At 72.2% G+C, this 16,365-nt stretch carries 13 protein-coding genes; 10 read left to right on the top strand and 3 right to left on the bottom strand.

The features are described from left to right. Window positions 1-44: 44 nt before the first annotated feature. Window positions 45-1,778: a DHA2 family efflux MFS transporter permease subunit gene (locus ABD665_RS18825; RefSeq protein ID WP_204911169.1), complete on the top strand. Its 1,734-nt coding sequence runs from the start codon at window positions 45-47 to the stop codon at window positions 1,776-1,778. A gap of 291 nt (window positions 1,779-2,069) precedes the next feature. After that, a complete protein-coding gene (locus ABD665_RS18820; protein WP_204911168.1) occupies window positions 2,070-3,320 on the top strand; it encodes an Ig-like domain-containing protein in 1,251 nt (416 codons plus the stop codon). Window positions 3,321-3,673: 353 nt separating this feature from the next. Here the strand turns inward: ABD665_RS18820 and ABD665_RS18815 are convergent, their stop codons facing one another. Continuing rightward, on the bottom strand, window positions 3,674-4,990 hold the full coding sequence (locus tag ABD665_RS18815) for an AI-2E family transporter (protein WP_204911167.1): 1,317 nt from the start codon (window positions 4,988-4,990) through the stop codon (window positions 3,674-3,676). A 93-nt stretch (window positions 4,991-5,083) separates the two neighbouring features. Here ABD665_RS18815 and ABD665_RS18810 point away from each other — a divergent pair, with 93 nt between their 5' ends. Both ABD665_RS18810 and ABD665_RS18805 read left to right on the top strand, forming a co-directional pair. Next, window positions 5,084-6,358 (top strand): MFS transporter, encoded by a 1,275-nt coding sequence (locus ABD665_RS18810; protein ID WP_204911166.1) that lies wholly within the window; start codon window positions 5,084-5,086, stop codon window positions 6,356-6,358. Next, window positions 6,336-7,031: a uracil-DNA glycosylase gene (locus ABD665_RS18805; RefSeq protein ID WP_204911165.1), complete on the top strand. Its 696-nt coding sequence runs from the start codon at window positions 6,336-6,338 to the stop codon at window positions 7,029-7,031. Before ABD665_RS18810 ends, ABD665_RS18805 begins: the two co-directional genes overlap by 23 nt. A gap of 303 nt (window positions 7,032-7,334) precedes the next feature. Here ABD665_RS18805 and ABD665_RS18800 read toward each other — a convergent pair whose 3' ends face one another. Then, window positions 7,335-8,483 carry a cystathionine gamma-synthase gene (locus ABD665_RS18800; protein WP_204911164.1) on the bottom strand — a complete coding sequence of 383 codons (1,149 nt, stop codon included), beginning with the start codon at window positions 8,481-8,483 and terminating at the stop codon, window positions 7,335-7,337. Between the two features lie 226 nt (window positions 8,484-8,709). On the opposite strand from ABD665_RS18800, the gene msrA reads away from it, so the two are divergent. The 4 genes from msrA to ABD665_RS18780 all read left to right on the top strand — a co-directional run bounded on the left by msrA (window position 8,710) and on the right by ABD665_RS18780 (window position 13,072). After that, entirely contained in the window at window positions 8,710-9,342 is a 633-nt protein-coding gene (msrA, locus tag ABD665_RS18795; protein ID WP_204911163.1) for a peptide-methionine (S)-S-oxide reductase MsrA, read from the top strand. Window positions 9,343-9,646: 304 nt separating this feature from the next. Then, on the top strand, window positions 9,647-11,290 hold the full coding sequence (locus tag ABD665_RS18790; RefSeq protein WP_204911162.1) for an ATP-binding cassette domain-containing protein: 1,644 nt from the start codon (window positions 9,647-9,649) through the stop codon (window positions 11,288-11,290). 58 nt (window positions 11,291-11,348) lie between these two features. Beyond that, on the top strand, window positions 11,349-11,642 hold the full coding sequence (locus tag ABD665_RS18785; RefSeq protein ID WP_204911161.1) for a hypothetical protein: 294 nt from the start codon (window positions 11,349-11,351) through the stop codon (window positions 11,640-11,642). Between the two features lie 179 nt (window positions 11,643-11,821). Next, the gene (locus ABD665_RS18780) at window positions 11,822-13,072 is read left to right on the top strand and encodes an MFS transporter (RefSeq protein ID WP_204911160.1); all 1,251 of its coding nucleotides are present in this window, start codon (window positions 11,822-11,824) and stop codon (window positions 13,070-13,072) included. A 12-nt stretch (window positions 13,073-13,084) separates the two neighbouring features. On the opposite strand, the gene ypfJ is transcribed toward ABD665_RS18780, so the two are convergent. After that, window positions 13,085-13,963 (bottom strand): KPN_02809 family neutral zinc metallopeptidase, encoded by an 879-nt coding sequence (gene ypfJ, locus ABD665_RS18775; protein WP_204911159.1) that lies wholly within the window; start codon window positions 13,961-13,963, stop codon window positions 13,085-13,087. A gap of 80 nt (window positions 13,964-14,043) precedes the next feature. Here ypfJ and ABD665_RS18770 point away from each other — a divergent pair, with 80 nt between their 5' ends. Together ABD665_RS18770 and ABD665_RS18765 are read left to right on the top strand one after the other, a co-directional pair. Continuing rightward, window positions 14,044-14,844, top strand: coding sequence for a nitrilase-related carbon-nitrogen hydrolase (locus ABD665_RS18770; protein WP_204911158.1), 801 nt, complete (start codon window positions 14,044-14,046; stop codon window positions 14,842-14,844). Window positions 14,845-14,884: 40 nt separating this feature from the next. Beyond that, entirely contained in the window at window positions 14,885-16,327 is a 1,443-nt protein-coding gene (locus ABD665_RS18765) for an APC family permease (protein ID WP_204911157.1), read from the top strand. Window positions 16,328-16,365 lie beyond the last annotated feature (38 nt).

Below are 16,365 nucleotides of genomic sequence, written 5' to 3'. Positions count from 1 at the left end.
CCGACCACCCTCACCAGCAGACCCACCAGCAGACAGAGAACGCCATGAGCACGTATGAACCACGCCGCGCCCTCGCCGAACCGGCGGACGTCGGCCGGAGCGGGACCCACGCCGGGACCCGGGCGCTGGAGGAGACCGCGGCCGAGGCCGGCGGGGTCCCCGGCGTCAGCACCGAGCCGCCGTCCGGCCCCACGCCCAGCGGCGACTACCTGAGCCACCGCCAGATCCTCGTGGTCATCGGCGGGCTGATGGCCGGCATGTTCCTGGCGGCGCTCGACCAGAGCATCGTCGGCGTCGCGCTGCCCAAGATCACCTCCGAGCTCGGCGGGCTCGACAAGCTGTCGTGGGTCGTCACCGCCTACCTGCTCACCTCGACCGCGGCCACCCCGCTGTGGGGCAAGATCTCCGACCTCCGCGGGCGGCGCCCGGTCTTCCAGGCCGCGATCGTGGTGTTCCTCGTCGGCTCGGTCGTCTGCGGCTTCGCCTCGCCGCTGTCCAGCGCGCTCGGCCTGCCCGGCATCGACGTGATGATCATCGGCCGCGCGGTCCAGGGCCTCGGTGGCGGCGGCCTGATGTCGCTCGCCCTCGCGGTCATCGGCGACGTCATCCCGCCGCGTGAGCGCGGGAAGTACCAGGGCCTGTTCGGCGCGGTCTTCGGCATCTCCTCGGTGGCCGGCCCCCTGCTCGGCGGCCTCTTCACCGACCACCTGGGCTGGGAGTGGATCTTCTTCATCAACCTCCCGATCGGGGCCGCCGCCCTCGTCGTCACGTCGTTCGCGCTCAAGCTGCACCACGTGCCGCGCCAGGCGTCGGTCGACTACCTCGGCGCCGCGACCATCGTCGGCTCGGTGACGAGCCTCGTGCTCTACCTCAGCTGGGCCGGTCCCGACCTGGGCTGGACCTCCCTGACCGGCCTCGGGCTGCTCGTCGCCGTCGTCGTGCTGGCCGCGCTCTTCGTGCTCGTCGAGAGCCGCGCGAGCGAGCCGATCATCCCGCTCGAGCTGTTCCGCTCGTGGACCTTCGTCTCCAACATCAGCTTCGCCATGATCATGGGCGTCGCGATGTTCGGTGGGCTGATCTACCTGCCGATCTACCTGCAGGCCGTCAAGGGCATGAGCGCCACGGAGTCGGGCCTGGCCATGCTCCCGCTGGTGGTCGGGATCTTCTCCACCTCGATCAGCGGTGGCCAGATCATGAGCCGCACCGGCCGCTACAAGTGGATGCCGATCACCGGTTCGATCGTCGTCGGGGTGGCCTTCGTCGGGCTCTCGCGGATCGCGGTCGAGACGAGCTACGCGTACGTCGCCGTGCTGATGTTCGTCTTCGGCGCCGGCCTCGGCCTCACCATGCAGGTCGTCGTCACCGCCGTGCAGAACAACGTGGACCGGCGCCACATGGGCGTCGCCACCGCGTCGGTGACCTTCTTCCGGTCGATGGGCGGCGCGCTCGGCACGGCGCTCTTCGGGGCGATCCTCAACACCCGCCTGGCGCACCACCTCGCCGCGGTGATCCCGCCGGGCGCCGGTGCGCAGGCCGGCGCGGCCGCCGGCTCGGTCAACGACGTGACGGCGATCCAGTCGCTCCCGGAGCCGGTCCACACGTGGGTGCTGACCGCCTTCACCCAGGCGATGGACGACCTCTTCCTTGTCGCGGTGCCGTTCCTCGCCGTCGGCCTGGTGCTGGCCCTCCTCATGCGGGAGAAGCCGCTGGGCGGGCGCGAGCCGGCCGCCCCGGCGTCGGCCGAGGCCCACGAGGAGCTCGTGGCCGCGGGGCACTGAACCGCACGTCGCCCGGGTCCCGTGCACCCCGTCCCCGCTCGGGGCCGGAGGCACGAGACCCGGCCGACACCTTTCGCACGGCCTCCGTACGAGTCCACAACGGTCTCGTCTCGGGCTCGCGAACGATTAGGAATCGGCCCGTCCGGGTGGCACATTGGAGGTGCGGGTGGGGTGGGGCACCTTAGCGGAGCACGGCGATCCGTGCCTCCCGCGGCCACCCTCCGACCGTAGAGCTGAGCCTGCGTGGCACCAGCGAGCCCAGCCGGAAGCACCTGAGGAGACGACACCCCGATGCCGACCCGACGACACCTGGCCGCTGGTGGCCTGGTCTCCGCCGTCCTGCTGCTGGCCGTGAGCGCCGGCTGCGGCACCGTCCCCGACGCGCAGGGCTCGACCGGCCAGAGCCCGGCCCCGGCCGGCGCCTCCCAGTCCTCGTCCTCCTCCCCCACCCCGGCCCCGACGCCGACGACCCCCGCGGTCAAGCTGAGCGCCAACGTCGACGACGGCGAGGACGGCGTCAAGGTCTCCACCCTCGTCACCGCGAAGGCGAGCCTCGGCAAGCTGTCCAAGGTCGAGCTCGCGTACAAGTACACCGACACCAAGGGGAAGGCCCAGAAGGGCTCCCTCAAGGGCTCGATGAACAAGGCGAAGACCTCCTGGACGGCCGGCGACCGGCTGGAGCCGGCGGGCAGCTACACCCTGACGATGACCGGCAAGAACGCGGCCGGCCAGAGCACGTCGGAGAAGACGAGCTTCAAGACGCAGTCGCTGGCGCTGAGCAAGCAGGTCTTCCCGGAGATCTACCCCCTCGACGGCAGCAAGGTCGGCGTCGGCATGCCGGCCATCGTGCGGTTCGACGTCCCGGTCACCGACAAGAAGTCGATCGAGAAGAACCTGCACGTCACCACGACGCCGAAGCAGACCGGCAGCTGGCACTGGTACGGCAGCCAGGAGGTCCACTGGCGCCCGAAGTCCTACTGGAAGCCGGGCACCAAGGTCGTCGTCGACGCGGACATCAACGGCGTGAGCGCGGGCAACGGCAACTACGGCCAGAAGTCGTCGAAGACCGACTTCACCGTCGGCCGCAAGTTCCTGATCAAGGTCAACCTCAAGTCCGACTACGCCACGGTCTACAAGAACGACAAGAAGGTCCGCAGCATCCCGGTGACGGGCGGCAAGCCCGGCTGGACGACGCGCAGCGGCACCAAGCTGATCATGGCCAAGGAGTACAACAAGGTCATGACCAACGAGCAGATCGGCGCCGAGGAGGACTACGAGCTCACCGCGGCGTACGCGATGCGGCTCACCAACTCCGGCGAGTTCCTGCACTCGGCCCCCTGGAGCGTGGGCAGCCAGGGACGGGCCAACGTCAGCCACGGCTGCGTCGGCATGAGCGTCGCCAACTCGCGCTACCTGATCGAGAACACCCTGATCGGCGACCCGGTCGTGACCACGGGCTCGAGCAAGGGCATCGAGCCGGGCAACGGCTACTCCGACTGGAACGCCTCCTGGAACGAGTACAAGAAGGGTTCGGCCCTCTGAGGCCCACCCTCCACTGACCGCGCAGAAGGGCGGGTCCGGCTCACGCCGGGCCCGCCCTTCTCGCGTCTGCGCGTCGGCCTCCGTCGAGCCGTTGCTCCCCACGCCCCCTGAGCCTGTCGAAGGGCCTCGAAGAGGTCGGCGCTTGTACCCGGGCCACGGCCGGCGACCCGTTCCGGGCCCTTCGACAGGCTCAGGGAACGTCCCACCGAGCGGTCCCGCCCACGCCCCCTGAGCTTGTCGAAGGGCCTCGAAGAGGTCGGCCCTCGTCCCCGGACCACAGACGTCAACCCGTTCCGGGCCCTTCGACAGGCTCAGGGGACGTCTCGAGCGGCACCCTGTCGAAGGGGCCGCTCCTAGCGGACGACGTTCGCGCTCGAGGGGTTCGGGAGCTCGTCGGAGAGGTGCTGCACGAACGTCTTGGCGAAGGCCAGCATCGGCACCGCGAACAGCGCCCCGACGATGCCGCCGAGAATGATGCCGACCGCGATGGCGAGCAGCACGGCGAGCGGGTGGAGCTTGACCGCACGGCCCATGAGGAAGGGCTGCAGGATGTGCCCCTCGATCTCCACGACCGCGATGATCGCGGCGAGCATGATCAGGGCCTTGACCCAGCCCAGCGCGACCAGCGCCACGACGACGGCGACGAAGCCCGAGACGAAGCCCCCGACGATGGGGACGAACGCGCCGATGAACACCAGCGTGGCGAGGGCCGGCGCGGCCGGCACGCCGATGATCAGCGCGGCGATCAGCACGCCGACGCCGTCGGCCAGCGCGACGAGGATCGTCGCGCGGACGTAGGACGACAGCGAGTGCCAGCCGTTCTGCGCGGCGCTGTCGACGCGGCGGCGCGACTTGCGCGGGATGAAGCGCATGACGAACGAGAAGATCTCGGGACCGTTGTGCAGGAAGTAGGACAGCGCGAACAGGGCAAGCGCGAAGCCCGCGAGGAAGTGCCCGACCGACGAGGTGATCTCGCCCGCGTACGTCGTGATCGTGTCCTGGCTGGTCCGGACCCAGTCGGTGATCCGCGTGACCCACTCGTCGGCGTTGAAGTAGGTGGCGCTGACGTGCAGCGGCCCGTTCTGCAGCCAGCCGGCGAGCTGGTTGAAGCCGGTGGTGACGTTCGCGCCGAGGGTCGAGGCCTGGGAGACGATCGAGCTGACGATCAGGTAGAGCACGCCGGCGATGACCGCGAGGCCGCCGAGCACGGTGATCGCCGTCGCCAGACCGCGGTTCACGCCCCAGGCGTGGAGCCGCTTGGTCACCGGCAGCAGCAGGGCGGTCAGCAGCACGGCGATGAGCAGCGGGATCGTGACCTCGGACAGGAAGGCCAGCACGTACGCGACGAGCGCGATCAGCATCGCCACGACGATGACCCGCCAGCCCCAGGCCGCGGCGACGTGCAGGCCGTCGGGGACCGCCTCGTTGTAGCGCGAGTTCAGGTCCTCGACGTGCACGTTGATCTCGGGGACCTCGGAGGTGCCCGCGACGCTCGGCAGGTTCGGCGAGGCGGCGACGGTGAGGGCGTCCGGCTCGAGGCGGTCCTCGGCGGTCGCCGTCAGGGCCGCCGGGGTGCGCGGCGCGGGGCCGGCCTGCACGGCCGCCGCGGTCGTGCCGGGACGTCGTCCGGACCGCCCGGCGATGCGGCGGATCTGGTCGGAAAGGGTCACGCTGCTGCTCTCCTCGCGCCCGACGAGGTGCCGGACCCCTCAACGTTAGTGGTCCGACGGCGTCCGCCTGTGACTTCGGGGCACACTGTGCCGGTGCCACCCGCCCGTCCCGCCTTCCTCCGGCGGCCGCGTACCGGTGGTGAGCGGCTCCCGCGCGAGGTGTACGTCCTCGGGCTGATCGCCTTCTGCGTCGCGGTCGGCTTCGGCGTCCTGGTGCCGGTGCTGCCCGTCTTCGCCCGGAGCTTCGGGGTCGGCAACTTCGAGGTCGGGGCCGTCGTCTCCGCCTTCGCCCTGATGCGGCTGGCCTGCAGCCCCTTCTGCGGGCGCCTGATCGGGATCTTCGGCGAACGGCTCGTCCTCGCCGTCGGGATCTACGTCGTCGCGCTGAGCAGCGGCCTGGCCGGGATCTCCACCAGCTACGAGCAGCTGCTCGTGCTGCGCGGGCTCGGCGGCATCGGCTCGGCCATGTTCACGGTCTCCGCGACCACCCTGCTGCTGACCAGCGTCGGGCCGGGCGTCCGGGGCCGGGCGACCGGGTTCTTCCAGGCCGGCTTCCTCATCGGCGGGATGGCCGGGCCGGCGATCGGGGGCCTGCTCGCGGCGATCAGCATCACCGCGCCCTTCTTCTTCTACGCCGCCACGCTGGCCGTCGCCGGCACGGTCGGGCTGCTCCTGCTCCGGACCCGCTCCGAGCGTCCCGACGACGCCCCCGACCTCGCCGTACGGCCGCTGCGCGACGTGCTCCGGGACCGGCGGTTCCAGGCGGCCTGCCTGGTGAACCTCGGCCAGGGCTGGTCGTCCTTCGGCGTCCGCTCCGCGCTCGTGCCCGTGCTCGTCGTCGAGGTCCTGGACCGCAGCACGTCCTGGACCGGCATCGCCTTCACCTGCGCCGCGGTCGTCCAGACCGTCGCGGTCGGGCCCGCCGGCCGGTTCGTCGACACGGTCGGCCGGCGGCCGGCCATGATCCTCGGCACCCTGCTGGGCGGCGCGTCGATCTTCGCGGTCGCGTTCGCCCCGAACATCGGCGTGCTCATCGCCGTCCTCTGCGTCTACGGGGTGTCGGCGGCCTTCCTCGGCACGGCGCCCGCCGCCTCCGTCGGCGACGCGGCCGGTGCCCGCGGCGGCACCCCGGTCGCGATCTTCTCGATGTCCTCGGACGTGGGCGCGATCCTCGGTCCGCTGGCCGCCGGCTTCCTCGCCGACCAGGTCGGCTACCCGATCGCCTTCGCCGTCGGCGCGGCGCTGCTGCTCGTGGGCACCGCGGCCTCGGTCCGCATGCCGCGCGAGGACCCGCGCTCGGAGCGGGACGTCCCGGCCCGTGTGCCGAGTGACCCGGAGGGCAGCGGTGAGCCGACGCGCGTGGACTGAGGGGCTCAGCCCCGATTGGGTCGAGGCGCTGCGCCCGGCCGAGGCGGCCCTGGCGCAGGCCGAGGCCTTCTGCGACGCGGAGGAGGCCGCCGGGCGCGCGTACCTGCCGGAACGGGCCCGGGTGCTGCGGGCGTTCAGCCGTCCCCTCGCCGACGTCCGGGTCCTCGTCGTCGGCCAGGACCCCTACCCCACCGCCGGCCACCCCGTGGGGCTGGCGTTCTCGGTCGCCCCGGACGTACGCCCGGTCCCCCGCTCCCTGCGGAACGTCTACGGCGAGCTCGAGGCCGACCTCGGCGTCCCTCCGGCCGCGCACGGCGACCTGACGGCGTGGTTCGAGCAGGGCGTGCTGCTGCTGAACCGCGTCCTCACCGTGGAGCCGGGCCGCTCGGGTTCGCACCGCCGTCGGGGCTGGGAGCAGGTCACCCAGCAGGCGATCGAGGCGCTCGTCGCCCGCGGCGGCCCGCTCGTCGCGGTCCTCTGGGGCGGCGACGCCCGCAAGCTCGCCCCGCTCCTCGGCGACGTCCCCGTCGTCGAGAGCGCCCACCCCTCGCCGCTCTCCGCGCGTAACGGGTTCTTCGGCTCGCGCCCCTTCAGCCGGGTGAACGAGCTCCTCGTCGCCCAGGGGGCCGAGCCCGTCGACTGGCAGCTGCCTCCGCCCGCCAACGCCCCCTGAGCCTGTCGAAGGGCTGACGCCCGTCGAGCCCTGTTGAAGGGCCTGGACGGGTCGGCATCTCTGACGTGAACCGCACGACGCCCCGTGCCTGTCGAAGGGCCCGGAACGGGTCGGCATCCCTGCCGTTGACCGCACGACGCCCCCTGAGCCTGTCGAAGGGCCCGGAACGGGTCGGCACCTCTGCTGGGACGAGGAGGAGCCAACCTCTTCGAGGCCCTTCGACGGGCTCAGGGGGCGTTGGGCCGGACAGGCTCAGGGGGCGTTCGGCCCTTCGACAGGCTCAGGGGGCGTTCGCTGCTCGGGTCAGGCGAGCGCCTGCTCCAGGTCGGCGATCAGGTCGGCGACGTCCTCGATGCCGACGCTGAGGCGGACGAGGTCGGCGGGGACCTCGAGCGGCGTGCCGGCGACGGAGGCGTGGGTCATGCGGCCCGGGTGCTCGATGAGCGACTCGACGCCGCCGAGGGACTCGCCCAGGATGATGATCTTCGTCTTGCCGCAGACGTCGAGCGCCTTCTCCTCGCCGCCCTTCACGCGGAAGCTGATCATCCCGCCGAAGCGGCGCATCTGGCGCGCGGCGAGGTCGTGGCCCGGGTGGGACTCGAGCCCGGGGTAGATCACCTCGGCGACGGCCGGGTGCCCGGCCAGGAACGCCGCCACCTGCTCGGCGTTGTCGCAGTGCCGCTCCATCCGCACGCTCAGGGTGCGCACGCCGCGCAGCGTCAGCCACGCATCGAACGGGCCCGCGATGGCGCCCATCGCGTTTTGGTGGAACCGGAGCCGCTCGGCGAGCGCGTCGTCGTTCACGACGAGAGCCCCGCCGACGACGTCGGAGTGGCCGCCGACGTACTTGGTGGTCGAGTGCACGACGATGTCGGCTCCCAGGGCGAGCGGCTGCTGCAGGTAGGGCGACGCGAAGGTGTTGTCGACGACGAGCAGCGCCCCGGCGGCGTGCGCCAGCTCGGCGACCGCAGCGATGTCGACCACGTTGAGCATCGGGTTCGTCGGCGTCTCGACCCAGACGATGGTCGTCTGCTCCGGCAGGATCGCCGCCTCGACCGCCGCGAGGTCGGTGAGGTCCACCGGGGTGCAGCGCAGGCCCCAGGCGTCGTAGACCCGCGCGAAGATCCGGTAGGTGCCGCCGTACGCGTCGTGCGGGACGACCGCGTGGCCGTCGGGCCCGGTGAGCGCGCGGAGCACCGCGTCCTCGGCGGCCAGCCCGCTGGCGAACGCGAGGCCGTGCCGCCCGCCCTCGAGCGAGGCGAGGCACTCCTCGAGCACCGTACGGGTGGGGTTGCCCGACCGGGAGTACTCGTAGCCGCCCCGGGTCCCGCCGACGCCGTCCTGCTTGTAGGTGGAGGTCGCGTAGATCGGGGGCGTCACGGCGTTGTAGGCCGGGTCCGCCTCCGGTCCGGCGTGGATGGCGCGGGTGGAGAAGCCCAGTTCCTCAGTCACGCCGCCATTCTGCCTCCGCTTCGCTACGGCGCTCCGAGCGCTCCGACCCGATCTCTTCCTCCCTCGCTCGCACGACGGAAGAACGCTGTCGTGCTCCCTCGGTCGTCCAGAGACCGGCGCGCTCGTCGGCGGCGGTGACGGAGCGTGCTGCGGAACATCCCGTCGAGTGCGACGGTTGAGCACTCGCCGGGCCATCCAGGTCCGCGCAGGAAGGCAGACTCGAACCATGTTCTTCTCGAAGATGAAGTCGACCCTCGTCGAGCCGGAGCAGGCCCTTCGCGGCCGCGGCCGCTCGGTCCTGGCCGACCCGACCTATCACGAGATCTTCGGCATCCCCGTCCAGCAGGTCCCGGAGGGCTCCGAGGTCGTCTACCTCGCCCTCGGCTGCTTCTGGGGCGCGGAGAAGCTCTACTGGAACGCCCCCGGCGTCACCAACACCGCCGCCGGCTACCAGGGCGGCTACACGCCGAACCCCTCGTACGAGGAGGTCTGCAGCGCCCGCACCGGTCACACGGAGATCGTCAAGGTCAGCTACGACCCGAAGAAGACGTCCTTCGAGGACCTGCTGAAGATCTTCTTCGAGAACCACGACCCGACCCAGGGCATGCGCCAGGGCAACGACGTGGGCACGCAGTACCGCTCGGCGATCTACACCACCACGCCCGAGCAGCAGGCGACCGCCGAGCGCGTCCGCGACGAGTACCAGGTGCAGTTCACCCGCTCGGGCTACGGCCGGATCACCACCGAGCTCAAGCCGGCCCCGGAGTTCTTCTACGCCGAGGACTACCACCAGCAGTACCTCGACAAGAACCCGTTCGGCTACTGCCCCGTCCACGCCACCGGCGTGACCTGCAACTGATTGCCTAGGCGCAACGCTCGAGCCCGCTGGTCTTTCACGTAAACGTGAAAGACCAGTACCTTGCCCGGCAGATCTGCCGTGGTGAGTACCGGACTTTCACGTTAACGTGAAAGTCCTGGGGCCAGTGGTGCCTTGCCTGCACCTGCGTCAACGCCCCTGAGCTTGTCGAAGGGCCTCGAAGAGGTCGGCGTTCTCCTCTCGCCAGGAGAACGCCGACCCCTCCGGGGCCCTTCGACGGGCTCAGGGGGCGTTCTGCGCGTAACCCGGTCGCGCTGCGAGCCCGACGAACGTAAATTAGGCGATCGTGTCCGCCACCCTCGTCGCCCGTGACCTCAGCGCCGGGCACGGGGCGCGCGTGCTGTTCTCCGGGCTCGACCTCACCGTCGCACCCGGCGACGTCATCGGGCTCGTCGGCGCGAACGGCGCCGGCAAGTCCACGCTGCTCGGGCTGCTCGCCGGGCAGGGCCGGCCCGAGGCCGGGACCGTCACGCTCAGCCCGCCGGGCGCGTCCGTCGGCCTGCTGCCGCAGGAGCCGGAGCGCCGCGAGGGCGAGACCGTCACCGCGTACGTCGCCCGGCGCACGGGCGTCGAACCCGCCCAGGTCGACCTCGACGCCGCCACCGAGGCGCTGACGCGCGAGGAGGCCGGGGCCGACGACTGGTACGCGGCGGCGTTCGACCGCTGGCTGGCCCTCGGCGGCGCGGACCTCGACGAGCGGATGGCCGCGCAGAGCGCGGACCTCGGCCTCACCGTAGGGCCGGGCGCGCTGATGACCAGCCTCTCCGGCGGCGAGGCGGCCCGTGTCGGGCTGCTGGCGCTGCTGCTCTCCCGCTTCGACGTCCTGCTGCTCGACGAGCCGACGAACGACCTCGACCTCGACGGCCTCGACCGGCTCGAGAAGTTCGTGCAGGACCTCCGCGTCGGCGCGGTCGTCGTCAGCCACGACCGTGAGTTCCTCCGGCGGTGCGTGACGACGGTCGTCGAGCTCGACCTCGCCCAGCAGCGCGTCGAGGTGTTCGGCGGCCGCTACGAGGCCTACCTGGCCGAGCGCGAGGTCCGGCGCCGGCACGCGCGGGAGGCGTACGACGAGTACTCCGAGACCAAGGCCGACCTGACGACGCGGATGCGGTCGCAGCGCGCCTGGGCCGTGCAGGGCGTGACCAAGGAGAAGAAGAACCCGAAGGACGGGGACAAGGCGCAGCGCGACTTCCGCATCAACCGGACGGAGAAGCAGGCGTCCAAGGTCCGCGCGACCGAGCGGCTGATCGAGCGCCTCGACGAGGTCGAGGAGCCGCGCAAGGAGTGGCAGCTGCAGATGGAGATCGCCGCGGCCCCGCGGTCGGGTTCCGTGGTCAGCACCGCGAACCGCGCCGTGGTGCGTCGCGGCGGCTTCACCCTCGGCCCGGTCGACCTGTCGCTGGCGTACGGGGACCGCGTCGCCGTCGTCGGCCCGAACGGTGCCGGCAAGACCACGCTGATCGGGCTGCTGCTCGGCCGTACGGCGCCGGACGAGGGTTCGGCGTCGCTCGGCGCCTCGGTGCAGGTCGGCGAGATCGACCAGGCCCGCGACCTCGTCGACGGGCCGGACCTGCTCACCGACGTCGTCGAACGCGCCCTGCCCGACTGGTCGCCCGCGGACGTGCGGACGCTGCTGGCCAAGTTCGGGCTGCGGGCCGACCACGTGAACCGCCCCGCCGCCTCGCTCTCCCCCGGCGAGCGCACCCGCGCCGCGCTCGCGCTGCTCCAGGCCCGCGGCACGAACCTCCTCGTCCTCGACGAGCCCACCAACCACCTCGACCTGCCCGCGATCGAGCAGCTCGAGAGCGCGCTCGCCTCGTACGCGGGCACGCTCGTCCTGGTCAGCCACGACCGGCGGCTGCTCGAGGCCGTGCACGTGACGCGCCGCCTGCACGTCGACCACGGGCGCGTCGAGGAACGCCCCGTCTGACCGCGGCGCGGCCCGCACGCGGGGCGGGCGATTGGGAGACGTGCCCTACGTTCGTCCCATGAGCCCTGAAGAGCCCGAGACCCCGCAGCAGCAGGACGTCGACGTCCGCAACAACCGGGAGTCGCGCGCGTACGCCGCCGAGGCCACCCAGCGCATCGCCCGCGCCAGCGACGGCGGGGCCCCGCCGCGCGACGCCCCGCGCGCGGGCGAGATGCCGACGCACGGCACCGAGGGCACGGCGTCGGGCAACCCCGTCGCCGGCCTCGAGATCAGCGACGCGGACCGCGAGGACGCCGTCGAGCCCAGCCAGGACGTCCAGGAGGTCGACGGACCGCAGGTCGGGCACGCCTGAGGCCTGAGGCCAACAAGAACGGGGAGGATCGCGCGCCATCGAGGTGCGCGATCCTCCCCGTTCTCGTTCGCGCCTGCTGTGAGGTGGCGCACAGCCGGAACAAGCACGTGGTGAGCGAGGTTGGCGCCGACGTCACCGGCGACCCCCCGACGCCCGTGCACACCCCCAGGAAGACGTTGATGACTGCCGCTGCGCCCCCCGAGCCGTCGACGACCACGAGCGCCACGCGCTTCGAGCCCCTCGGTGGCGACCGGCCCACCCGGCCGAGCTGGGCGCTCTTCGCCCTGGCCGTCGGCGGGTTCGCGATCGGCACCACCGAGTTCGCCTCGATGGGCCTGCTGCCCCAGATCGCCGCCGGCGTCGGCGTGAGCATCCCGACGGCCGGGCACCTGATCTCCGCGTACGCGCTGGGCGTCGTCGTCGGCGCCCCGCTGATCGCCGCCGTCGCCGCGCGGGTCCCGCGCCGGCAGCTGCTGCTGGTCCTCATGCTCGTGTTCCTGCTCGGCAACGCCGCCTCGGCCTTCGCGAGCTCGTTCGGCTTCCTGCTCGTCGCGCGGTTCGTCTCCGGGCTCCCGCACGGCGCGTACTTCGGCGTCGCCTCGGTCGTGGCCGCCGCCCTGGTCGCGCCGAACCGCCGCGCCTCGGCCGTCGCCCGCGTCATGCTCGGCCTGACCATCTCGAACATCGTCGGCGTCCCCGTCGCCACCTGGGCCGGTCAGCACCTCGGCTGGCCCGCGCTCTACCTCGCCGTCGCGGTCCTCGCGCTGGCCTGCCTGGTCGCCGTCAGCACCTGGGTGCCGCCGGTCCGCGTGGGCAGCGGCGTGGCGAGCGTCCGCACCGAGCTGAGCGCGCTGGCCCGCCCGCAGGTCTGGTTCGCCCTGGTCACCGGCATGGTCAGCTTCGGCGGCATGTTCGCGACGTACTCCTACATCGCGCCGACCGTCATGACGCTGGCCGGGCTGAGCGAGGGCGGCGTCGTCTGGATCCTCGCCGCGTTCGGCGTCGGGTCGACCGTCGGGACGCTGCTCGGCGGTCGCCTCGCGGACCGCGCTCTGGTCCCGACCCTGATCAGCGGCCTCGTCGCCATCGGCGTCGTGCTCGCGGTGTTCGGGTTTCTGGCCACCACCCCGGTCGGCGCCTTCGCCGCCGTCTTCCTGCTCGGCGCCTCCGGCAGCTACATGATGCCGGCGCTCCAGACCCGCCTGATGGACGTCGCCGCCGGGGGCCAGTCCCTCGCCGCCGCCCTGATGCACTCCACGCTCAACGTCGCCAACGCCGTCGGCGCCTGGATCGGCGGGGCCGTGCTCGCCGCCGGCTACTCGTACGCGTGGCCGAGCCGGGTCTCGGTCGTCCTCCCGGTGCTGGGCCTGATCATCTTCGGCGTCGGCCTCGCGTTCCAGCGACGCGAGAAGGCGCGCGCCGAGCGCTGACGGACGGGCCGATCAGCTGACGGCGCCGCTGGCGAACGTGTCGCAGGCGTTCGGGTCGCCGCTGGTGAAGCCGGTGGTGAGCCACTTCTGACGGTTCGCCGCGGAACCGTGCGTCCAAGACTCGGGGTTCACCTGGCCCTGCATCTTCTTCTGGATCCGGTCGTCGCCGACGGCCGCGGCAGCGTCGAGCGCGTCGTCCAGGTCGGCCTGGGTGACCTCGCTGATCGGGGACTGCGGGTCGTTCGTCGCGTGGTTGAACCAGACGCCGGCGTAGCAGTCGGCCTGCAGCTCGAGCCGGACGCCCGACGAGGTCGGCCCGGTCCCACCGCTGCCGCCCTGGACCCGCTGCAGCGTGCCCTCGAGGTCCTGCACGTGGTGGCCGAACTCGTGCGCGAGCACGTACGCCTCTGCCGCGTCGCCGCCCTTGGCGCCGAGCTTGGTCGTCAGCTCGTCGAAGAAGCCGAGGTCGAGGTAGACCGCCGTGTCGCCGGAGCAGTAGAAGGGGCCGACCTCCGACGTCGCCGTGCCGCAGGCGGTGGAGATCTGCCCGGTGAACGTCGTCACCTTGATCACCTGGTAGTCCTGCACCGCGTCGCCCCAGTAGTCCTGGATCGAGTTCGTGTAGGCGACGAAGCGGCAGTTCCGGTCCTGGCCGATGTCGCTGCCCCGGGTGCACTGGGCGAAGGGCGACGACGACGCCCCGCCCGACCCGGGCTGCTGCCCCGGCTGCGCGTCGGAACCGAGCAGGTCGCCCGGGTTGACGCCGAGCAGCAGGGCCAGGATCAGCACCACCACGCCGGCGCCGCCACCGATCGCGATCTTGCCGCCGCCGCCGCCGGGGCGGCCGCCGACCTGTGACGGGTCCAGGTTCGCGCCCTCGTTGTACTTCACGGGGTCAGTGTGGCGGAAGCGGCAGGGTCTAGGGTCGTGCCGCGGTACGGACGGGACCGACGCGACACGGGGGGCCTGGGATGAGACTGACGATCGCCGGCCTGCAGCACCCCGGGCACCCGGGCGACGTGGACGCCAACCTGGCCGTCGTCGCCGAGGCCGCCCGCGAGGCGAGGGCCCGGGGCGCCGACCTGCTCGTGACCCCGGAGATGTTCGTCACCGGCTACAACATCGGTGACCGCGTGGCCGAGCTCGCCAGACGTCCGCTCGTCCCCGAGGTCGCGAAGGTGGCCGCCGAGGCGGGCGTCGCGATCGTGGCCGGGCTCCCGGAACGGCTCGAGGACGGCACGGTCGCTAACACCGCGCTGCTGGTCGACGAGACCGGCGCCGAGCTCGCCCGCTACCGCAAGACCCACCTGTTCTCCGCGCTCGACCAGACGCTCTTCGTCGCAGGCACCGGCCTCCCGGCCCCCGTGACCTACCGTGGCGTCCGGCTGGCCCTGCTGATCTGCTACGACGTCGAGTTCCCCGAGACCGTGCGCGCCGCGGCCCTGGCGGGCGCGCACGTGGTCGTGGTCCCCACGGCCCAGATGGAGCCGTTCGCCTTCGTGGCCGAGACGCTGATCCCGGTGCGTGCGTGGGAGAACCAGGTCTACGTCGCGTACGTGAACCGCAGCGGCGAGGAGGGCGACCTCCGCTACGTCGGGCGCAGCTCGATCGCCGCCCCCTCCGGCGTGGTGCTCGACGCCCTCGCCCCCAGCACGCCCACCGGCCTCGTCGTCGCCACGGTCGACACCGACGTCGTCGAGCGGGCGCAGCGCGACAACCCCTACCTGGCCGACCTGCGCCCCGAGCTCTACCAGGCCCGTCGCCCCTCCTGACCCTGCTTCTCCCCGCCCCACGAGCACCGCGAGGAACCCCATGACCCAGGCCACCACCGACGCCGACGCGAGCACCGGTCCCGTACGCCGCCTCACCGGCCAGCTCGGCGTCGGCGCGATCGTCTTCATGGTCATCGCGGCCGCGGCCCCGCTGACCGTCATCGGCGGGAACGTCCCCCTCGCCGTCGGCGGCGGCAACGGGATCGGCGCCCCGGTCGGCTTCCTCATCGCCGCCACCGTGCTGCTGGTGTTCGCGATCGGCTTCGTGACCATGACGCCGCACGTGCGCGAGGCCGGCGCCTTCTTCTCCTACGTCGCCACCGGCCTGGGCTCCCGGGCCGGCCTCGGCGCCGCCTTCGTGGCGCTCGTCGCGTACACCGCGATCCAGGTCGGCATCTACGGCTACATGGGCTGGGCCGCGAACGACCTCGTGACCTACTTCGGCGGGCCGGAGATCCCCTGGTGGATCTACTCGTTCGTGACCCTCGCGGTGGTCGCGGTGCTCGGCTACCGCCACATCGAGCTGAGCGCCCGCGTGCTCGGCGTCGCGCTGGTCGGCGAGATCACGATCATGGTCGTGCTGGACGTGGCGATCTTCGCCACCGGCGGCGCGGAGGGCCCGGTCTGGTCCTCCTTCTCGCCGTCGAACGTCCTCCAGCCGGGCCTCGGCGTCGCGGTGCTGTTCGCGCTGACGGGGTTCATCGGCTTCGAGGCCACCGCGGTGTTCCGGGACGAGGCGCGCACCCCCGAGCGGACCATCCCCCGCGCGACCTACCTCGCCGTGGTGATCATCGGCGTCTTCTACGCGCTGTCCTGCTGGGCGCTGGTCACCGCCGCGGGCGCGGGGGGCGCGGTCGACGTCGCGCAGCGGACGCTCGACGGCGAGGGCAACATGATGCTCGACACCGCGGACGCCTACCTCGGCGCCGGGCTGCGCGACGTCATGAACGTCCTGCTGATCACCAGCCTCTTCGCCTGCGTCCTGAGCTTCCACAACGTGCTGGCGCGCTACCTGTTCTCGCTGGCCAACAAGCACGTGCTGCCCGCCCGGCTCGGCAGCACGAACCCCCGCCACCACGCCCCGTCCTTCGCCTCGGTCGTGCAGACGGTGAGCGCGGTGGTCGTGCTGCTCGCCCTCGTCCTGGTCGGCCTGGACCCGCTCGTCGGCGTCTTCGGCTCCATGGCCGGCGTGAGCACGGTCGGCATGGTCCTGCTCATGATCGTCACCTCGGTCGCGGTCTTCGTCTACTTCTCCCGGCGCCCCGACGCCGCCCGCGGGCGGGTGCTGCCGACCCGGGTCGCGCCCGTCGTGGCCGTCCTCGGGCTCCTGGTCTGCACCTGGCTCGTGCTCTCGAACTTCACCCTCGTCACCGGCGGCGGCGCGGGCGTGAGCACGGTCCTGGCCCTGGTCCCCGCGGCGGCGTTCGTCCTCGGGTGCGTCCTCGGCGGGCGCTACACCCTGCAGGAGGACGAGCCGGCCTGAGCCGCCCCTCCGCCCGGTCGGCTCCCGGAATAGCCGAC

This window comes from Microlunatus spumicola (assembly GCF_039536445.1).
In the GTDB taxonomy this organism is placed as follows: domain Bacteria; phylum Actinomycetota; class Actinomycetes; order Propionibacteriales; family Propionibacteriaceae; genus Microlunatus; species Microlunatus spumicola.
Note: the sequence above shows the minus strand (reverse complement) of the source record. Positions and strands in the feature narration are given on the sequence as shown.

Coding starts and splice junctions, on each gene's coding strand:
- ABD665_RS18785 (WP_204911161.1), top strand. CDS start 11,349: ATGAGCCCTGAAGAGCCCGAGACCCCGCAGCAGCAGGACGTCGACGTC.
- ABD665_RS18780 (WP_204911160.1), top strand. CDS start 11,822: ATGACTGCCGCTGCGCCCCCCGAGCCGTCGACGACCACGAGCGCCACG.
- ABD665_RS18825 (WP_204911169.1), top strand. CDS start 45: ATGAGCACGTATGAACCACGCCGCGCCCTCGCCGAACCGGCGGACGTC.
- ABD665_RS18765 (WP_204911157.1), top strand. CDS start 14,885: ATGACCCAGGCCACCACCGACGCCGACGCGAGCACCGGTCCCGTACGC.
- msrA (WP_204911163.1), top strand. CDS start 8,710: ATGTTCTTCTCGAAGATGAAGTCGACCCTCGTCGAGCCGGAGCAGGCC.
- ABD665_RS18820 (WP_204911168.1), top strand. CDS start 2,070: ATGCCGACCCGACGACACCTGGCCGCTGGTGGCCTGGTCTCCGCCGTC.
- ABD665_RS18770 (WP_204911158.1), top strand. CDS start 14,044: ATGAGACTGACGATCGCCGGCCTGCAGCACCCCGGGCACCCGGGCGAC.